An 18,875-nucleotide genomic window follows, 5' to 3' on the forward strand; every position below is an offset into this window, starting at 1 on the left:
GGTCGCTGCCGGGATCGGCCCGTCGCCGGCACCACAGTCTAGGAGGACGGCGGCGGCCCGGGCCCGTGGTGCGTTCGGGCCACCGCCGTCCCGGGTCAGGAGAAGGACCCCACCGACACCCGGGCGCGCCGGTCGTCGGCGTCGAGCACCACGCTCGCCGGCCACTGCGGCCAGCGGACGCCGATCCGGTGCGTCTGCGGGCTGCCCGTGCGGACGAACTGCCGCAGGCTGCCGATCATCAGCCCGGACAGCTCGAGCCGGCCCGGCGCGTTCTGCCGGCTGAACGCGTAGGAGAACACCGTGCGCCCGAACGTGCCGAAGACGAACGGCAGGTCCATCGCGTGCACCGCGCCGTACACGTCGTCGAACGGCGGCGGCTGGTTGTCCCACGCGAACTGGTAGTACCAGACGCGGTCGTTCCCCGAGCTCTGCACGGCGTTCATCGAGTCACGCGCGATCCCGGTGAACACCAGGTCGGTCAGCGCGTCCGAGGCCTCGTCCCACCCGCCCGGGCCGTCGACGGGCAGGTACGCGTCGACGAGGAAGTCCCGCGCCGTCCACGGCGAGGGGCGGTCCGGGTCGAACTCGTACTGCATGGTGAACCGGTCTCGGTCGCCCGGCCGGTGCGCGCCCACGAGCCCGCCGAACAGCTTGCCCTCCTCGAGCGTGTTGCCCGCCAGCACGGGCACGTCCCGCGCCGCGCCCGCCGCCAGCACCGCGTACGGGTCCCGTGGCAGCACCGCTCCGTCGGCGATCACGGCCGGGGTGCCGTCCAGGCCGTGGCGCAGCGCGAGCCGCACCAGGTCGTCGGCGGACATCTGGCGCAGCAGGGCCGCGCCCGCCGCCGGGCCGTCCAGCCCGGCCTCCTGCGCGGCGGCGTCCGCGAGCTGGTCGGCGTAGGCGCGGGCGGCGTCCGCCGTCGTCGTGCTGAGGCCGCCGCTCATCGGCACGGCCTTGTGGAACAGGCCCCGGGCCTGCTCGGCCACCAGCAGCGCCCAGACGTTCACCGCGCCCGCGGACTCACCCATCAGGGTCACGTTGCCCGGGTCGCCGCCGAACGCCCGGGCGTTCGCCTGGACGAACCGCAGCGCCTCGATCTGGTCGAGCGTGCCGTAGTTGCCCGAGTCCGTCTCCGGGTCGCCGGTGGTCCGGCCGGGCGCCAGCCAGCCGAACAGCCCGAGGCGGTAGTTCACGGTGACGACCACGGCGTCGGCCTCGTGGGCCAGCGTGCGGCCGTCGTACATGGGGTCGGCCGAGTAGCCGACGACGTTGCTGCCGCCGTGCACGAAGACGACCACCGGCAGGTTCCGCCGGGCCGTCGCCGGCCGGAAGACGTTGAGCGTGAGGCAGTCCTCCTGGCCCACGGGCTGCCGCAGGCCGTCGCGCACCTCCAGGTCGTAGTGCGGCCCGTCGGGCGACGGGCTGAAGAACCGGCCCGGCTGGGCGCAGCCCTCGCCGTACGCGCGGGCGGGCCGCACGCCGTGCCAGCGGTGGTGGGTCACGGGCGGCTTCCACCGCAGGTCGCCGACGGGCGGCTCGGCGTACGGGATGCCGAGCCAGCTGTGGGTGCCCGACCCGCGGCGGTCGTCGATGCCGAGCACCGGGCCGAGGGAGGTGTGCCGCAGCACCGTGCCCGGGTGCCCCGAGCGACCCGCCGGGGCGGGGGTCGCCGTCGCGGCCGGGGCGGCGAGGCCCGCGGCCAGGGCCAGCGCGGTGGCGAGCGCGACCACCAGGCGGCGGCGCCTCATCGGTCGGCCCCGGTCACGGGCAGGGACGGGTCGGCGGCGGGGTGGGTGGCGGATTCGGCGGCGGGTCCGGCGTCGGTCGCGCGGTCCTCGGCGCGTACCGTCACGTGCAGCACGGGGACCAGGAGCACGCCGAGCGCGGAGAAGCCGACCAGCACGATCCACGCCGAGGTGCCCGCGCCCCACGTGCCCTCGGCCCACCCGTACAGGTACGGGCCGAGGAACCCGCCGAGCAGGCCGATCGTGTTGATGAAGGCCAGCCCGGCCGCGGCCATCAGGCCGGACATCCGGGCCGTCGCGACCGACCAGTAGATCGGCAGCACGCCGATGAGGAAGAACATGGCCAGCACGATGAGCGAGATGCGCAGCACCGGGGCGGAGGCCAGCACGTAGGCGACCGACGTGACGGCCGTGCCGATCGAGCACCCGATGATCACGCGCACCTCGTCCCGCACGCGGCGCTGCACCGCGGGGATGACCAGCACGCCGAGCAGCGCGCCGATGCCGACGCTCCCGCTGACCAGGCCGACGAGGAACGGGCGGCTGATGTCGATGCTCTCGACGATCGAGGGGAAGTTGTACTGGATGGCCACCGACGCCACCTGGTTGGCGAGATAGACCAGGGCGAGGGCCAGGATGAAGGGGCGGCCGAAGGCGACCCGGACGTTGCCGCGCAGCGTCGTGTGGGCCGGTGCGCCCTGCGTCGCCGCGCGCTCCTCGAGCACCGCGGCCTCGTCCGGGGTGAGCCAGCGGGCGTCGGACGGCTTGTCGGGCAGCCACCGCCAGACGGCGAACCCGACCAGGATCGTGAAGCCGCCCTCGATGAGGAACATCCACTGCCAGCCGTGCAGGCCGCTGGTGCCCGCCAGCTCCATGAGCGCTCCGCCGAGCGGCCCGCCGAGGGTGAGGCCCGCGCACACGGCGAGGTACAGCAGGCCCACCATCGTGGCGCGCTGCGACTGCGCGAACCAGACCGTGATGATGTACATCAGGGCGGGGAAGAGGCCCGCCTCGGCGGCGCCGAGCAGGAACCGCACCACGTAGAAGCTGGCCTCGCCCTGCACGAACATCATCGCGGTGGTCAGGGCGCCCCACGTGAGCGCGATGCGGGTGATCCAGGCCCGCGGCCCCACCCGGTGCATGATCAGGTTGCTCGGCACCTCCAGCAGCGCGTAGCTGAGGAAGAAGATGCCCGCGCCCAGGCCGTACGCGGCGGCGCCGATGCCGACGTCGGTCTCCAGCGAGGACTTGGCGAGACCCACGTTCGTGCGGTCCACGAAGGCCATGAAGTAGGCGAGGCAGAGCAGCGGAAGGAGTCGGACGACGGCCTTGCGGCTCGCGACGGCGTGCAGCGCGTCGCGAGCCGTGGCCTGCGGCTGGTTCATGGGGGTCCTCTCGTCGTTGAGTGGCACGCCGTGCCGTCTCAGCAGCGAGGATGCGGCACGCAGTGTCACTGAATGTGGCACAGGACACCCCGGTCTGGCAAGGGTCTGCCAGGCCCGATCGAGCTCAGGAGACCCGGCGCCGGTAGGCCGCCGTCGCCACCGCGTAGCCGACGGCCAGGATGCCCGCGCACCAGGCGAGCGCCACCCAGATGTCGGTGCCGACCGGCTGCTCGGCGAGCAGGGCTCGGACCGTGTTCACGATGGAGGTCACGGGCTGGTTCTCGGCGAACCAGCGCACCGGGCCGGGCATCGTGCCGGTGGGCACGAACGCCGAGCTGATGAACGGCAGGAAGATGAGCGGGTAGGAGAACGCGCTCGCGCCGTCCACCGTCTTCGCCGACAGGCCGGCGAGCACGGCGAGCCACGTCAGGGCCAGGGTGAACAGGGCGATGATGCCGGCCACCGCGAGCCAGGCGAGCACGCCCGCGCCCGAGCGGAAGCCCATGGCCAGGGCCACCAGCACGACCACGGCGACCGAGGTCAGGTTCGCGACCAGCGAGGTCAGCACGTGCGCCCAGAGCACGGCCGACCGGGCGATCGGCATCGAGCGGAACCGCTCGAGGATGCCGCCCTGCAGGTCGAGGAAGAGCCGGTAGGCGGTGTAGGCGACGCCCGAGGCCACGGTGATCAGCAGGATCCCGGGCAGCAGGTAGTTCACGTAGCTCTCGGTGCCGGTCCGGATGGCGCCGCCGAAGACGTAGACGAACAGCAGCATGAGGGCGACCGGCGTCACCGCCGTGGTGACGATGGTGTCGGGGCTGCGGCCGATGTGGGTCAGGGACCGGCCGGTCAGGACGGCGGTGTCGCCGAGGAGGTTGCTCATCGCTCTTCCTTCGTGGTGGTAGGGGTGGCGGTAGGAGTGGCGCCGCCGACGAGGGCGAGGAAGACGTCCTCCAGGGACGGCTGCTTCTCGACGTACTCGACCTTCGCGGGCGGCAGGAGGGCCTTGAGCTCGGCCAGCGTGCCGTCGACGACGATGCGGCCCTCGTGGAGGATCGCGATCCGGTCGGCGAGCTGTTCGGCCTCGTCCAGGTACTGCGTGGTCAGCAGCACCGTGGTGCCGTTCTCGGCGAGCGTCCGGACCGTGCGCCAGACGTCGATGCGGGCCTGGGGGTCCAGGCCCGTGGTCGGCTCGTCGAGGAAGACGACCTGCGGGTCGCCGATCAGGCTCATCGCGATGTCGAGGCGGCGACGCATGCCGCCCGAGTACGTCCCGGCCCGGCGGTCGCCTGCCTCGGTCAGGGAGAACCGGGCCAGGAGGTCGGTGGCCGTCCCGGCGGGGTCCGGCACGTGCCGCAGCCTGGCCACGAGCACCAGGTTCTCCCGACCCGTGAGCACCTCGTCGACGGCGGCGAACTGGCCGGTGAGGCTGATCGACTCGCGCACGTCGGCGGCCCGCGCGGCGACGTTGAAGCCGTTGACGTGCGCCGTGCCGCCGTCGGCCGCGAGCAGCGTGGACAGGATGCGCACCATCGTGGTCTTCCCGGCGCCGTTGGAGCCGAGGAGGGCGACGATGCTGCCGCGGGCGACCTCGAGGTCGACACCGCGCAGCACGGGCAGGTCGCCGCCCTGCTTCTGGTGGTAGGTCTTGCGCAGGTCGCGGACCCGGATCGCGGGCCCGGGTTCGGTGAGCTGGCTCATGGTTCGTCTCTTCTCTCTGGTCTCTCGGGGGCGGGTTAGAGGTTCAGGGGCGGCGGATGATCACGTCGCCCCATCCGGTGCCGGCGTGGATCTCGGCGGTGGCCTCGTTCTCGACGGGGCCCTCGGTGGGGGTGAGGTCGTTGCGGACGCTGCCGTGCTCCGAGCTGACGTCGAGCCAGGCGGCCGTGCCCTCGGGCACGTTGATCTCGATGGATCCGTAGGACGTCGTGGCGGTGACGCTGCCCGAGTCGACGCGCTCGACGCGGATGCCGGCGTGCGCCGAGCGTGCCGTGAGCGTGCCGTGCACGCGGCGCACCGCGATCTCGGCGTGCGCGCCGACGATCTCGAGCGTGCCCGTCACGGCGTCCACGACCGTGGGGCCGTTGCTCGCGCGGACCGTGCCCTCGCCGGCGAGCTCGGTGATCCGCACGCCGCCGGCGCTCGCCTTGACGTGCGTGGGCCCGGTGGCCCGGCCGACCACGACGGACCCCGCCGAGACGGTGAGGTCGAGCCGCTCCGCCTCGTCGAGCCGGGCGTCGCCGCCGTTCAGGGTGAGGTCGACGGCGCCGAGGCGGCCCTCGGCGAACAGCGACCCGGCCTTGCCGCGCAGGTCGGAGCCGGTGGGCAGCTCGATGGTGACGATCGCCCCGCCGGCGGAGAACGGCAGCACGTACTGCTTCCAGGAGTTCGGGTACACGATCGTGACGGCGTCGCCGTCGCGGGTCACGCGGGTCTCCTCGGCGGCGCGCACGGCGCCGGACTTCGCCGGGTCGGCGGGCGTGACGGTGACGACGACGTCGTCGCGCTCGCTCGCGGTGACGCGCAGGCCGCCGAAGGGCACGTCCACGACGACGGGCACGGGGGCGGGGGCGGGGAAGGTGGGCATGACGGCTCCAGGTGGTGGGGGCGGGGTGCTGCGGGTGCGGGAGTGATGTCAGGAGTGGTGTCACGTCTGGTGTCGGGGTGGGTGTCAGCGCACCCAGCCCGTGAGGCGGGTGGTCCCCGGCCGGCCCTCCTGCTGGTCCGGACGGCCCGCGGGCTGCTCGAGCGCGGCGGCGACCGCCCGCACGAGCCACGTGTTGACCGAGACGCCGTCGCGTGCGGCCGCGTCCTCGGCGCGGGCCTTGAGGTGGTCGGGCAGACGCAGGGTGGTGCGCGTGGTGGCGCCGCCCTCCGCGTCGGCGGGCTGTCCGGGGGCCGGTACGGCGGGCGCGGCGGCCGGGGCCGCCGCCGGGGTGGGCGCGGGTGCCGTGACGACGAACTCGGGCGTCCCGCCGCGCAGCCGCACGTCGACCGATCCGGGTGCGAGCTCCGCGGAGATCTCGCCGGCCGCGGTCGACAGGGCGTCGAGCAGCACGAGCCGGGCGGCGGCGTCGAGCGGGGCGGTCAGGCGGGCGGCGAGCTCGCGCGCCTCGTCCCCGCCGGCGGCGGCCGCGACGGAGAGCTGGCGCTGCAGCTCGTCGACATGTCTCGTGAGGTCCATGACGCCATCATGACACCATGCGTGGTGTCATGGCAAGGGGTGTGACGTCGCACGTGATGTCAGGTGGTGTCGGGGGTCTGTCGTACCAGCGGGGTACTCGGGAGTCATCGCCAGGCTGATCCGGCCCGGACGGCGGCCGCGCAGGGTGGAGCCGTACCCGAAAGACCCCACACCCAGCACGAGAGAGGCCCCGACGTGGCATCCCCACTGCTCTCCGCGAGCACCCTGCACAAGACCTACGGGTCCGGACCGGGCGCCTTCGAGGCGCTCCGCGGCCTGGACCTCGACATCGCCGAGGGTGAGTCCGTGGCGATCACCGGCAAGAGCGGCTCCGGCAAGTCGACGCTCATGCACCTGCTCGCCCTGCTCGACCGGCCCACCTCCGGCACCATCACCCTCGACGGCACCGACACCGCCCGGCTCTCCGCGCGGCAGCTGAACCGGACGCGCAACAGCACCTTCGGGTTCGTCTTCCAGCAGTTCTTCCTCAACGCGCAGGCGAGCGTGCTGGACAACGTCACGCTCCCGCTCAAGATCGCCGGGGTGCCGCGCCGCGAGCGCACGTCCCGGGGCCTGGCGGCCCTGGCCCAGCTCGAGCTCGACGACAAGGCGGACAACCGCGCCAACGACCTGTCCGGCGGGCAGAAGCAGCGCGTGGTCATCGCCCGGGCACTGATCAACCGGCCGCGCGTCATCTTCGCGGACGAGCCGACGGGCAACCTGGACACCGCAACCGGCGGGGTGGTCGAGGACATCCTGTTCGACCTCAACCGGAGCCAGGGCATCAGCCTCGTCGTCGTCACGCACGACGACGACCTGGCCGCCCGGTGCGACCGCAGCGTCCAGATGCGTGACGGCCTGATCGCTGCACACGAGGGGGTGGCGGCATGAAGGCCGTCGACGTCGTCGCGACCGCGTTCCGGAACGCCTTCCGGTCGCGCCTGCGCACCAGCCTGACGGTGCTGGCCATCTTCATCGGCGCCTTCACGCTCTCGCTGACCAACGGGCTGGGCACCGGCATCAACCGGTACATCGACGACACGGTGGCCTCGGTCGGCGTCGACGACGTGCTCACCGTGACCGTGACGGACGACGCGTTCCCCACCGAGGGCCCCGCGGAGTACGACCCCGACCAGATCGAGGCCGACGGCCCGCCCGGTGCCACCACGACGGCCCTGACCGACGACGACCTCGAGACCGTCGCGGGCGTCGACGGCGTGCTCGCCGTCGAACCGGTCAAGGCCATCACCACCGACTACGTGCAGTACGACGGAGGGGACCGGTACCAGCTCGGCGTCGCCCAGTTCGTGCCGGGGATGCGGGCCGAGCTCGCGTCGGGCCGCCAGGTGGACCTCGACGCGCCCGGCCCGGAGCTCGTGCTGCCGGAGGGGCACGTCGAGCCGCTCGGCCTCGGCACCCCGGTCGACGCCGTGGGGCGGACCGTCGTCCTGGCGGTCACCGACGGCACGGGCACCCAGGTGACGACCGAGGCGACGGTGGTGGGCGTGGCCGAGCCCGGCGTGCTGAGCATGGGCGGCGCGATCCCGAACGACGCCCTGGCCGGCACGCTGTACGACCTGCAGACCACCGGCGCACCCGCCGCGCAGGCCGCGCGGTACGCGTCGGCGTCGGTCACCTTCGACGCGTCCGCCGGCCCGGAGGCCCAGCAGGCGCTCGTGGACCGCCTGGCCGACGCCGGGTACACGGCCAGCACGCTGGAGGACCAGCTCGGCACCCTCACGTCCGTCATCGACGCCATCGTGCTCGTGCTCAACGGGTTCGCGGTGATCGCCCTGGTCGCGGCCGGCATCGGCATCGTCAACACGCTGTTCATGGCCGTCCAGGAGCGCACCCGTGAGGTGGGGCTCATGAAGGCCATGGGCCTGTCGAGCACGCGCGTCTTCTCCCTGTTCAGCATCGAGGCGGTCGTCATCGGGCTGGTGGGCAGCGCGCTGGGCGTGCTCGCCGCGATCGGTGTCGGCCAGGTGGTGGGCGGCATCTCCGGCAACCTGCTGCCCGACCTGCCGGGGCTGACCCTCATCGCGTTCGAGCCGGTGACGGTGGCCGTGGTGGTGCTCGGCGTCATGGGCATCGCGTTCCTCGCCGGCACGCTGCCCGCGCTGCGCGCGGCACGGCAGGACCCGATCTCGTCGCTGCGGTACGAGTAGGCGGACGCGCGGGACCCCGGCGGCCGGCCCGGCCGCCGGGGTCAGCGCCCGGTGCGTGCCGCGAGGCGCAGGTCGGCGACCAGGGCCGCGAACGCCTCGGCATAGTCGGGCGTGCCGCGCAGGCGCAGCACCGCGGACGGGTGCGTCGTCAGCACCACGCGGTGCTCCGCGCCGTCCGCGGCGTCGAGCACCTGGCCGCGCTCGGCGCCGATCCGCACGGGCCGGCCCAGCACGGCACGGCCGGCGATCGCCCCCAGGGCGACCACCACGCGCGGCCGCACCACGGCCAGCTCGGCGGTCAGCCAGGGCAGGCAGGCGCGGACGTGGGCGACGTCGGGCGTGCGGTGCAGGCGCCGCTTGCCGCGCTCGGTGAACCGGAAGTGCTTGACCGCGTTGGTGAGGTACGCGCCGTCGAGCCCGGCCTCGCGCAGCGCGTCGTCCAGGACCCGGCCCGCCGGTCCGACGAACGGCTCACCCTCCTGGTCCTCGTGGTCGCCGGGCTGCTCGCCCACCAGCATCACGGTGGCGTCGGCCGGGCCCGCCGAGAAGACGGCCTGGGTCGCGGGCCGCCACAGCTCGCAGCCCCGGCAGTCGTGCACCGCGGAGGCGAGCGCGGCGACGTCGGCGTGCTCGGGCACCCACCGCTGGGCGCCCGGCCGCTCGGGCGCCGGGCGGGCCGGTCCGCCGCGGCTCGTGCGGGTGGGTGGCACGGGACTCCTCCTCCGGTCGGCGCTCCCGCCCAGCCTCGCCCGCCCGTCGCGTGCTCGCGACGTGAGCGGGCGGCCCGTCCCGCGACCTGGGCGTATGACAGCCCACGCATGCGGTTTCCGGTGTTCGGGGTGAATATGACCCGGTGCCGATAGCGACGGGTCAGCAGGGGGCAGGGGTGCCGGGTACGGGAGCCGGGGTGGCGGGCGTCGACATCGGGGGCACCGGGTCGCGGCTGCGGGTCTCGGCCGCCCCGGGCGGCCGGTCGTACGAGGTCACCGGGCCACCCGCCGGCGTCGTCGGCGGCCGCTCGACGGTGCCCGAGGTGGTGCGGGGCCTGTGCCGCGGCTTCGCGGCCGAGTTCGGCGGGCGCCCGCGCGTGAGCGCGGCCGCCGTCGGGATGCGCGGGTTCCGGTCCCAGACGCAGGCGGGCACCCTCGACCCCCACCACGTGCACGACGTGCTCGCCGAGGAGCTGCGCACCAGCGCCACGGCCGTGGCGAGCGACGCCGTCACCGCCCACCTGGGCGCGCTCGGCTCGGGACCGGGCGCCACGCTCGCCGTCGGCACGGGCGCGGTGGCCGTGGCGTGCGACGACGTCGGCCGGTGGCACCTGGCCGACGGGATGGGCCCGCACGTGGGCGACAACGGCGGCGGCGCCTGGATCGGACGGCGCGGCCTCGACGCCGCCGCACGCGCGATGGACGGCCGCCGGATGGGCGCCTCCGCCGCCCTCGTGCAGGCCGCCGAGCAGCACTTCGGACGCCGGGAGCGCTGGACGTCGGTCACGGACGTGTCGCAGTTCGCCGGGTTCGCGCCCGAGGTCATCCAGGCCGCCGGCCGCGGCGACCTCGCCTGCCGGGAGATCCTCGACGAGGCGGCCCGCTCCCTGGCCGACGGGCTGTGCGCCGTGCTGAGCCACCCCGGCGTCGAGCCCGTCGCCGTCACCACCGGCAAGCTGCTCACGCACGCGCCGATGTTCCGCTCCATGGTGCTCCAGCACCTCCTCGAGAAGCGTGCCGACGTGCGTGTGCAGCCCAGCGCCGGCATGCCGCTCGACGGCGCGCTGCACCTGGCGCGGATGCTCGCCGCCCACCCCGTCGTCGTCCAGGAGCACGTGCCGCTGCTCGCCGTCCGCATCGGCGCCGGACCCCGGCTGGACGACTCGATCACCATGCCCAAGGTGGTGCTCCCGGCCGTGCGGCCGCTGCCCGCACAGGACCGCTCGCCGTCGGCCTGGGCGCTCGAGGTCCGCTCGGACCACGAGTGGTCCGCCGACCAGGTGCGGTCCGACGGCGTGCCGCAGCCCGGCGCGGGCGACGCCGTCGTGCCGCTGACCGGCGAGCGCCTCGTGGTCGGCAGGGCGTCGCGCAGCCGCGGCGTCGTGCCCGACATCGTGTGCGAGGACACGGGCGTCTCCCGGCGGCACTGCGAGATCGCCTGGGTCGAGGGCGGCTGGAGCGTGATCGACCTGGGGTCTGCCAACGGCACCTACGTCGCCGCCCGCGGCGACGACCTGCCCACCGTGCCCCTGCGGCCCGGGGAACGCCGCTGGCTCGCCGACGGCGATCGCGTCTACGTGGGCGGCTGGACCTGCCTCACGGCGCGCGTGGTCACGGCGAACGTGCGCTGAGCCCGGCGAAATGGCCTGGACCGGGCGGCACGCCGTTCCTAGGTTGAGCGGGTGACCGGCATCGACCTCGCCCGCGCCTACTGGGGCGACGTCGTCCGCCCCCTCCTCGACCGGGCGCTGCCCGGCCTGCCCCGGGCGGCCGGCCGGCTCGGCACCGGGTCCGACGTGCTCGGGCTGGACGACGAGACCTCCCGCGACCACGACTGGGGGCTGCGCCTGACGCTGCTGGTCCCCGCCGAGCGCGTCCGGGAGGTCGACACGCTCCTGGCCGGCGCGCTCCCGGAGACCTACCAGGGCCTGCCGACGGCGTTCCCCCTCACCTGGGACCCGGCCGTCCGGCACCGCGTCGAGGTCGCGGCCCCCGCCGACCTCGTCCGCGCCCGCACCGGGCTCGACGTCGCCGCCGGACCCGACCTCGCCGGCTGGCTGTCCCTCACGGGGCAGTCCGTGCTCGAGATCACCGCCGGACCCGTCTTCGAGGACACCTCCGGCGAGATCACCGCCCTGCGTGACCGCCTCGCCTGGTACCCGCACGACCTCTGGCTGCACGTGCTCGCCGCCGAGTGGGCACGCGTCGAGCAGGAGCTGCCCTTCGTCGGGCGCACCGGACAGCGCGGTGACGACCTCGGCTCCCGCCTGCTCGCCGCGCGTCTCACGACCGGCCTGGTCCGGCTCGCGTTCCTGCTGGAGCGGCGCTGGCCGCCCTACCCCAAGTGGGCCGGCACCCTGTTCGCCCGGCTGCCCGTGGCGCCGTCCGCCGGCGGGCACCTGTCCGCGGCGCTCGCGGCGCCGACGTGGCCGGAGCGGGACGCCGCCCTCGGCGCGGCGTGCGAGGCGCTGCACGACCGGCAGCGCGACCTCGGCCTCCCGGCGCTCGAGGGCGGGGCGACCGAACCCTTCCACGACCGGCCGTTCACGGGCCTGCGCGACGTGCCGGGCGTGCTCCGCGCCGCGGTCACCGACCCGGAGGTGCGCGCGCTGCCGCCGCGCGGCGCCGTCGAGCAGTGGGTGGACGACGTCGCGGTCCTCACCGACGCGGCGGCGCGCGTGCGGCTGGCGCGGACCGGCGCGTCGGCAGCGTGCTGATCCGGCCGCGCAGGAACCCGTAGCCTGGCGCCATGGCGCGACCGAGACAGTTCGACGAGGACGAGGTGCTGCGCGCGGTCCGCGACCAGTTCTGGGACGCGGGCTACGCGGGCACGTCGCTGCAGGACCTGATGCGGGTGAGCGGCCTGGGCAAGGGCAGCCTGTACGCGGCCTTCGGGGACAAGCACGAGCTCTTCCTGCGCGCGCTGCGCGGGTACGTCGCGGCGATCGACCGCGGGCTGCGCCGCTCCGTGGAGTCCGCGCCGCGCGCCGTCGACGCCCTGCGGGCCTTCGTGCTGGCGCCCGTCGGCGACGACGACGGGGCGTCCGCCCGGCGCGGCTGCCTGCTCGCCAACACCACGGCCGAGCTGGCGTCGGCCGACCCGGTCGTCGCCGCCGCGGCCCGGAAGGCGTACGACGACACGACGGCGGTGCTGGCGCAGGCCGTCGCCCGGGCGCAGGACGAGGGTGACGTGCCGGCGTCGGCCGACCCCGTGGGCACCGCGCGGGCGCTGCTCGCCGCGCAGCAGGGCGTCACCTACCTGGGGCGCACCGGCATGGACGTGCGCACGCTCGAGGCGACGGCGCGCTCGCTCGCCGACCAGCTGCTGCCCGCCGGCGCGGCGGGCTGAGCCGGGCCGGCGCCGGTCCGTGGATGTCGGCGGCTCGACGTACCCTGACCGGCGATGACTACACGTGCAGAGGGTGCTTACCTCGGTGCGCTCCGCGCCTTCCAGGAGCCGATGCTCGACCTGCTGCACCGCAGGTACGCGCCGCTGGTCGTGTCGCTGCTGTCCCTCGTGTTCACGCCCGAGCGGCCCACGGTGCCGGTGGCCGAGGCGCACACCGAGATCGGTGACGCGCTGGACCAGCTCCGCGCGCGCGGCTACGAGCACCACGCCGACGGCACGCGGGCGATCCCGCTGGGCACCGCGCGCGAGCTGTGCCGCCAGTGGGCCGACGTCGGCTGGCTGAAGCGGCAGATCGTCGACGGCGACGTGGAGGTGTACCAGCTCTCGGCGCACGCCGTCGGCGCGCTCGAGGTGGCGGGGCGGGCCGGGGGCGCGCGGGCGCGGATCTCGCAGTCGCGGGTGCGGACGCTGCTGGACGCCGTGGAGCAACTCGCGCAGGACGCGGACCCGGACGTGCTGGTGCGGATGTCGCGCCTGGACGCGCAGGTCCGGCGGCTGCAGGACGAGCTCGCGCGGCTCCAGCGCACCGGCACGGTCGAGGAGGTGGGCGACGACGTGCTGCTGGAGGAGGCCGAGAACGTGCTGCACCTCGTGCGCGAGCTGCCCGCCGACTTCGCGCGCGTGGCCGAGTCCCTCCGGGCCATGCAGCGCGACGTCGTGACCGCGCTGCGGCAGGACGAGCGGCCGTCGGGCGACGTGCTGCGCGAGTACCTGGAGCGCGGCCAGCAGGTCATGGAGTCGACCCCGGAGGGGCGCGCGTTCTCGGGCGCGCTGCGGCTCATCGGCGACCCGCAGCGCATCGACGAGCTCTCCGACCAGCTCGACGTCGTGCTGCGGCACCGCTTCACGAGCCGGCTGCCGCGGCAGCAGCGTGCCGAGCTGCGCGACGTCGCGCGCCGCATCGAGCAGGGCGTCGCCGAGGTGATCAAGGCCCAGCGGCAGGCGTCCCACGTCATCGCGACCCAGGTGCGCAACCACGACCCGCTGCGCGACCGGCAGGTGGACGAGCTGCTGCGCGAGGTGATGGTCGGCCTGCAGGCCTGGGTGCCGACCACGAGGCGCGGGCAGGACGTGGACCCGGTGCGCCGGCTGCCGGTCGCGGAGGTCGCGCACCTGCGGCAGACCACGAGCACGCTGCGCGACCCGGAGCCGCCCGCCCCGCTGGAGGCATGGGACGACGGGGACGACGACGGGGACACCGAGCCGGACGGCGTGGCTCGCGAGTGGGGCGGACCCCACTACGCCGAGCTGCGGGAGCACCTGGCGGCGTACGCGGGCCCGTCGGGCGAGGCCGACCTGGCGGCGGCGTTCGGCGCGGCGCCGGAGCGGATCAGGCGGCCGGTGGACCTGCTCGGGCTGCTGGAGATCGCGCACCGGGACGGCATGGAGGAGACCGGCCGGGTGGCGCTCGTCGAGGCGGTCCGGCCCGACGGGTCGCGCAGACGGTTCGCGTTCGAGGGTGTCACGGTACGGACGCACGGCAGGCACGAGAAGGACGGGACGGACCATGAGTGAGACCGCAGTCGAGGAGGCGCCGGTGCCGGCGTCCGGGCCCGTGGACGGGTTCGTCGAGCCCGTACCGATGGAGGAGGACGACCCGGGACAGTTCCCCGGGGACACGGGCACGCTGGACGCGCCCGTGCGTCGGGTGCTGGTGCGGCTGCTGCAGCGCCGGTTCCTGGTGGCGGAGCGCAACCGGGCCCAGTGGCGCACGCTGCTGGAGAACCAGCAGGTCATCGAGTCACGCCTGCACGACCTGTACGTCCGGCTCGTGGTCGACCACGATCGGGGCATCGCCTACAAGAGGCAGGTGCGCTCGGCCGAGCTCGACGTGCCCATCCTGCTCAAGGACGACCCGTACAGCCGTGCCGAGACCCTGGTGCTCGTGCACCTGCGCACCGTGTTCCAGCGGGAGCGGGGCGCCGGGGAGACCTCGGCGCGCGTGGACGTGGAGGAGGTCGAGCAGACCGTGCTGACGTTCTTCGACCCCGACGACAAGAGCCTGGCCACCCGGCAGACGGAGATCCGCAACGCGGTGCGGCGGCTGGAGAAGGACGGCGTCGTCGAGGAGGAGTCCGAGGGCCGGTACCGGGTCACGCCGCTGGTCGAGATCGTGCTCAGCAACGAGCGGCTCGTCGAGCTGCGGTCCTGGCTGCGTGACCGCACCGCCGCGTCCGGCGAGGAGGCCGCCCGATGACCATGATCGACACCCTGTTCGGGATGATCCCGGCCGCGTCCACGGGCCGGCAGTGGGTGGCCCGCGACCTCCAGCTCGTCAACTGGGGCGGCTACGACGGCTACCACCGCGTGCGGCTGGCGCCCACCGCGACGCTGCTGTCCGGTGGTTCCGGCTCGGGCAAGTCCACCCTGATGGACGCCTACATCGCGCTGCTCATGCCGCACACCACGCCGTTCAACGGCGCGTCCAACGGCAGCGTCGTGGGGCGGCCGCGGGGCAAGGACCAGCGCAACATCCTGTCCTACGCCCGCGGCAAGATCGACGAGTCGCGCACCGACGACGGCACCCGCCAGCGCGTGCTGCGCGGCGACGGCCGGGACACGTGGTCGGCGATCGCGATGACCTGGGCGGACCAGGCGGGTGCGGAGTTCACCGCCGTGCGTGCCTGGTACGTGCCGGCCGCGGCGCGCACGCTCGAGGAGGTGGTCGCGCTGCGGGCCACGTGCGACGGCCCGTTCGACCTGCGCGACCTGGAGTCCGCGGCGGCCCGCCGCCTGGCCCGCCCGGCCGTGGTCGACGCCGGGCTCACGCCCTTCGACACCGACCGCGAGCTCACGGCGCGGCTGCACTCCACGCTGGGCATCGGCGCGTCCGGCGACGGCAACAAGGCCGTGGCGCTGCTGGGCCGCATCCAGGCCGGCCAGCAGATCACCACCGTGGACGCCCTCTACAAGGCGATGGTCCTGGAGGAGCCCGACACGCTCGCCACGGCCGACGAGGTGGTCGAGCACTTCGACGAGCTCGCCGGCACGCGCGAGCAGATGATCACCGCGCGCCAGCAGGTCAACGCGCTGTCCGGCATCCGGGCCCACCACGCCGCGCTGGGCGGCGCCGTGGAGCGCCTGCGCGTCATCGAGCGGGTCGGGTCGTTCGCCGACGCGGCGTCGCCCGCCGCGCTGTGGCGGCACGAGCGGCGCCTGGACCTGCTGCGGGCCGTCGAGCGCGACGTGCAGGCGGGGCACCGGGACGCGCTGGCCCGCGCGGAGGAGACGCGGGCCCGGATCGCCGCGGCCAAGTCGGAGCTCGACGGCGCGCAGGAGACCCTGCGGGCGTCGGGCGGCGACCGGCTGGCCACCGCGCAGCGCGAGCTGAAGGGCGTCGACGCGCGGCTCGCCGAGGTCGGGCGCGCCCGGGGCCGGCTGGACACGGCGCTCGGCGTGCTGGGCGTGCCCGCCGCCACGGAGGCCGAGTTCGCCGCGGTCGCGGCCCGGGCCCGCGCGGCGACGGCCGACGCCGGCGCGAAGCGCGCCGCGCGGGATGCGTTCGGCGATGCGATGTCGGTGCGCAACACCGCGCGGGCGGACCTCGCGGAGCTGGAGGCCGAACGGTCGGCGGCCGCCGCGCGGCGCGGCAACATCCCCGACCACCTGCACCGGGCGCGCGCCGTCCTCGCGGAGGCCGCCGGGCTCACGCCGGAGGACCTGCCGTTCGTGGGCGAGCTGCTGGAGGTGCGCACCGAGTTCGAGCCGTGGCGCGGGGCGTTCAACCTCGCGCTCGGCGGGTTCGCCACGAAGATGCTCATCGACACCGCCCACGTCCAGGCGTTCCGCAAGGCGATCGACGGTGTGCCCACGACCACCCGGGTGCGGTTCGAGGGCGTGCCCACCGGCATGCGCGACGACGTCGGCGTGGACTCGCGGACCCTGCCCGGACGCCTCGACGTGCGCGGCGGGCCGTTCGCCGGATGGCTCAGGCACGAGCTGGCGCAGCGTTTCGCCTACGTCTGCGTCGACACCCCCGGGCAGCTCGGCCAGCACAAGATGGCGCTGACCCGCGCCGGGCAGCAGTCCGAGGGGCGCCGGGGCGCGCACGGCGGCAGCCTGCGGTCCAACGTGCTCGGGTTCACCAACGGCCTCGTCCTGGCCGACCTGGACGACCGGATCGCCCGCGCCCGGCAGCGCCTCGCCGAGGTGGAGCAGCGCGTCGCGGACGCCGAGGCCCGGCTCAACCGGCACGACGACGAGCTCGAGGCGTACCGCACGGTCAGCGCGCTGACCTGGGACCAGGTCGACGTGGCCGCCGTGGAGGCCGAGCGCGCCCGCTGGGCCGACGTGATCCAGGAGGTCACGGCCGGCAATCCCGAGATCACGCACCTGCGGGAGCAGTCGGCCCGGCTCGGGACGCTGATCGACGACCTCAACCAGGAGCTCGGCAAGACGACGGCGCAGGCCGAGTCGCTGGAGGAACGCTGGACCGCCGTCACCGACGAGGTGGACGAGGCGCAGCGGGCTCTCGACGACGCCGAGGCGGCCGAGGTCGCCGTCGGCCCGGACGAGCGCACGTACCTCGACGCGCTCTTCGGCACCGCCGACCCGCCCCAGGCGCACGACCCGGAGGCCGCCGCGGCCGCGCTCGCGGCGTTCGACGGCGCGCTGCGGCAGGCCGCCGAACGGCTCAAGGCTGACCGCGAGGCCGCCCGCGCCGCGCTCGACGGGTCCCGGGAGGCGCTGCGCCGCACGTTCGAGACGTTCAAGGAGCGCTGGCAGGACCCGAACCTGGGCACCGACCCGGACGAGTCCTTCGCCGACTACGACAGGATCCTGACCGACCTGGAGGCGAACGGCCTGCACGAGCTGGAGGCCGAGTGGCGCAACAGCCTGCTGCGGCTGTCGGGCAACGACCTGGCCGACCTGCACAGCGCCCTGGCGGGCGCGGTGCGGGAGATCAAGGAGCGGATCGGCCCGGTCAACGAGATCCTGGCGGACCTGCCGTTCGCCGACGACGGGCACCGGCTGCGGATCGACGCGCGCGACAACCAGTCGGCCGTCGTCGGTGCCTTCCGCAAGGAGCTGCGCGCCCTGCGCGAGACCCTCGGCCAGGAGGCCACCGACGCGGAACGGGAGCGGCGCTACCTGCGCACGGCGCGCCTCGTCGACCGGATCCGGCGCACCGCACCGGACTTCGCCGACCTCGTGGACGTCCGGCGCCACGTGCGGCTCAGCGCCGAGAAGGTGGACCTCGACGGCAACCACGTGGCCCACTACGACGGCATCGGGGAGAAGTCCGGCGGCGAGTCGCAGGAGCTGGTCGCGTTCATCGTCGGTGCCGCGCTGCGCTACCAGCTCGGCGACGCCGGGGCCGAGCGGCCGCGGTACGCGCCCGTGTTCCTGGACGAGGCCCTCATCAAGGCGGACGCCCGGTTCACCGGCCGCGCCGTCGGCGCGTGGCGCGGGCTGGGGTTCCAGCTCGTCATCGGCGCGCCGAACGACAAGTACAGCGCCCTGGAACCGCACGTGGACCTCAAGTACGTGGTGCTCAAGGACGACTCGGGACGCTCGCGCACCAAGGCGGTAGCCGGGGTGGCCGACCGTCCCTAGCGGCCCCGCCCCACCGTGGCCGCCCCCGGCGAGCTGTCCTCCAGCAGGTCCGGGCACGAGCCGCCCGGGGCGGTCCGCAGCTCGAAGTGCCACACCTCGTTGGCGTACACCTGGCACAGGCCGTGGTCAGTGCCGTGCTCCAGCATCCAGTAGGCGCCCTCGGTGGGCCCGATGTCCACGGCCTCGCCCGTGACGTGCCGGGACAGCTCGGGGGTGCTCACGGTGCGGCGCGCCTCCTCGAGGCTGCCGGTCCGGCGCACGGCGTCGTCCAGGAGCCGCTGCTGGAACGCGGGGCTGCGCCAGCCGCTGGTGACCCAGAGGTCCACGCCGGCCGCCGCGGCGTCGTCGGCGGCCCGGCGGACGGTCGCGGCCAGGTCGGGGTCCAGCCCGGTGATCGCGGGCAGGTCGTCGTCCAGGGTCGCCCCGCCGTCCGGCACGGCGCCCCCGGCCACACCGGTGGGCCCCGACGGGCCGGTGCCCGTCAGGTCCTCGACGACCTCCACCACGGGGGAGCCGGCTCGGTCGAGCAGGGGGTACGCGCCGAAGACCGCGAGCAGCACGGCGGCCGCGGCGACCAGGGCCACCGGCGTCCGGCGGGCGGGCGGGGCGGGGGAGAGCGGGGTGCGTTCGTCGGTCGTCATGCGCCCAGCCCAGCGTGCGCCCTGTTGCGAGAGCGTCTCCGGTTCTCGATACGCCCGCGATATGCGCGCGCCGGTAG

At 74.9% G+C, this 18,875-nt stretch carries 16 protein-coding genes; 8 read left to right on the forward strand and 8 right to left on the reverse strand.

The window, feature by feature from the left end; genetic code table 11:
* Positions 1-95 precede the first annotated feature (95 nt).
* The 6 genes from APR03_RS19860 to APR03_RS19885 all read right to left on the reverse strand — a co-directional run bounded on the left by APR03_RS19860 (position 96) and on the right by APR03_RS19885 (position 6,314).
* Complete coding sequence (locus APR03_RS19860) at positions 96-1,748, reverse strand: carboxylesterase/lipase family protein (RefSeq protein ID WP_253838570.1); 1,653 nt, start codon at positions 1,746-1,748, stop codon at positions 96-98.
* The gene (locus tag APR03_RS19865; protein WP_253838572.1) at positions 1,745-3,130 is read right to left on the reverse strand and encodes an MFS transporter; all 1,386 of its coding nucleotides are present in this window, start codon (positions 3,128-3,130) and stop codon (positions 1,745-1,747) included. Before APR03_RS19865 ends, APR03_RS19860 begins: the two co-directional genes overlap by 4 nt.
* Before the next feature lie 124 nt (positions 3,131-3,254).
* Positions 3,255-4,013, reverse strand: a complete 759-nt coding sequence (locus tag APR03_RS19870; protein WP_253838574.1) for an ABC transporter permease — start codon at positions 4,011-4,013, stop codon at positions 3,255-3,257.
* A complete protein-coding gene (locus APR03_RS19875) occupies positions 4,010-4,831 on the reverse strand; it encodes an ABC transporter ATP-binding protein (protein WP_253838576.1) in 822 nt (273 codons plus the stop codon). The genes APR03_RS19870 and APR03_RS19875 overlap by 4 nt, the downstream gene beginning before the upstream one ends.
* 43 nt (positions 4,832-4,874) lie before the next feature.
* The gene (locus tag APR03_RS19880; protein WP_253838578.1) at positions 4,875-5,717 is read right to left on the reverse strand and encodes a DUF4097 family beta strand repeat-containing protein; all 843 of its coding nucleotides are present in this window, start codon (positions 5,715-5,717) and stop codon (positions 4,875-4,877) included.
* 84 nt (positions 5,718-5,801) lie between these two features.
* On the reverse strand, positions 5,802-6,314 hold the full coding sequence (locus APR03_RS19885; protein ID WP_253838580.1) for a histidine kinase: 513 nt from the start codon (positions 6,312-6,314) through the stop codon (positions 5,802-5,804).
* A 195-nt stretch (positions 6,315-6,509) separates the two neighbouring features.
* Between APR03_RS19885 and APR03_RS19890 the strand changes: the two genes are divergently transcribed.
* Together APR03_RS19890 and APR03_RS19895 are read left to right on the forward strand one after the other, a co-directional pair.
* A complete protein-coding gene (locus APR03_RS19890) occupies positions 6,510-7,205 on the forward strand; it encodes an ABC transporter ATP-binding protein (RefSeq protein ID WP_372494960.1) in 696 nt (231 codons plus the stop codon).
* A complete protein-coding gene (locus APR03_RS19895) occupies positions 7,202-8,482 on the forward strand; it encodes an ABC transporter permease (RefSeq protein ID WP_253838582.1) in 1,281 nt (426 codons plus the stop codon). Before APR03_RS19890 ends, APR03_RS19895 begins: the two co-directional genes overlap by 4 nt.
* Positions 8,483-8,523: 41 nt before the next feature.
* Here APR03_RS19895 and APR03_RS19900 read toward each other — a convergent pair whose 3' ends face one another.
* Positions 8,524-9,192: a UdgX family uracil-DNA binding protein gene (locus APR03_RS19900; RefSeq protein WP_253838584.1), complete on the reverse strand. Its 669-nt coding sequence runs from the start codon at positions 9,190-9,192 to the stop codon at positions 8,524-8,526.
* A gap of 176 nt (positions 9,193-9,368) precedes the next feature.
* Here APR03_RS19900 and APR03_RS25340 point away from each other — a divergent pair, with 176 nt between their 5' ends.
* From APR03_RS25340 to APR03_RS19935, 6 genes are read left to right on the forward strand one after another with little or no spacing between them, the layout of a single operon-like run.
* Positions 9,369-10,823 carry a BadF/BadG/BcrA/BcrD ATPase family protein gene (locus tag APR03_RS25340; RefSeq protein WP_308216523.1) on the forward strand — a complete coding sequence of 485 codons (1,455 nt, stop codon included), beginning with the start codon at positions 9,369-9,371 and terminating at the stop codon, positions 10,821-10,823.
* A gap of 51 nt (positions 10,824-10,874) precedes the next feature.
* Complete coding sequence (locus APR03_RS25345) at positions 10,875-11,909, forward strand: DUF4037 domain-containing protein (RefSeq protein WP_253838586.1); 1,035 nt, start codon at positions 10,875-10,877, stop codon at positions 11,907-11,909.
* A 32-nt stretch (positions 11,910-11,941) separates the two neighbouring features.
* Positions 11,942-12,541 (forward strand): TetR/AcrR family transcriptional regulator, encoded by a 600-nt coding sequence (locus APR03_RS19920; protein ID WP_253838588.1) that lies wholly within the window; start codon positions 11,942-11,944, stop codon positions 12,539-12,541.
* 54 nt (positions 12,542-12,595) lie between these two features.
* Positions 12,596-14,116: a DUF3375 domain-containing protein gene (locus tag APR03_RS19925; protein ID WP_253838589.1), complete on the forward strand. Its 1,521-nt coding sequence runs from the start codon at positions 12,596-12,598 to the stop codon at positions 14,114-14,116.
* The gene (locus APR03_RS19930) at positions 14,109-14,798 is read left to right on the forward strand and encodes a DUF4194 domain-containing protein (protein ID WP_253838590.1); all 690 of its coding nucleotides are present in this window, start codon (positions 14,109-14,111) and stop codon (positions 14,796-14,798) included. The genes APR03_RS19925 and APR03_RS19930 overlap by 8 nt, the downstream gene beginning before the upstream one ends.
* Entirely contained in the window at positions 14,795-18,157 is a 3,363-nt protein-coding gene (locus tag APR03_RS19935; protein WP_253838591.1) for an ATP-binding protein, read from the forward strand. Before APR03_RS19930 ends, APR03_RS19935 begins: the two co-directional genes overlap by 4 nt.
* Here APR03_RS19935 and APR03_RS19940 read toward each other — a convergent pair.
* Complete coding sequence (locus APR03_RS19940) at positions 18,154-18,798, reverse strand: M15 family metallopeptidase (protein WP_253838592.1); 645 nt, start codon at positions 18,796-18,798, stop codon at positions 18,154-18,156. The two genes, APR03_RS19935 and APR03_RS19940, sit on opposite strands and share 4 nt — an antisense overlap.
* Positions 18,799-18,875 lie beyond the last annotated feature (77 nt).

This window comes from Promicromonospora thailandica, from assembly GCF_024171955.1.
Lineage (GTDB): Bacteria > Actinomycetota > Actinomycetes > Actinomycetales > Cellulomonadaceae > Promicromonospora > Promicromonospora thailandica.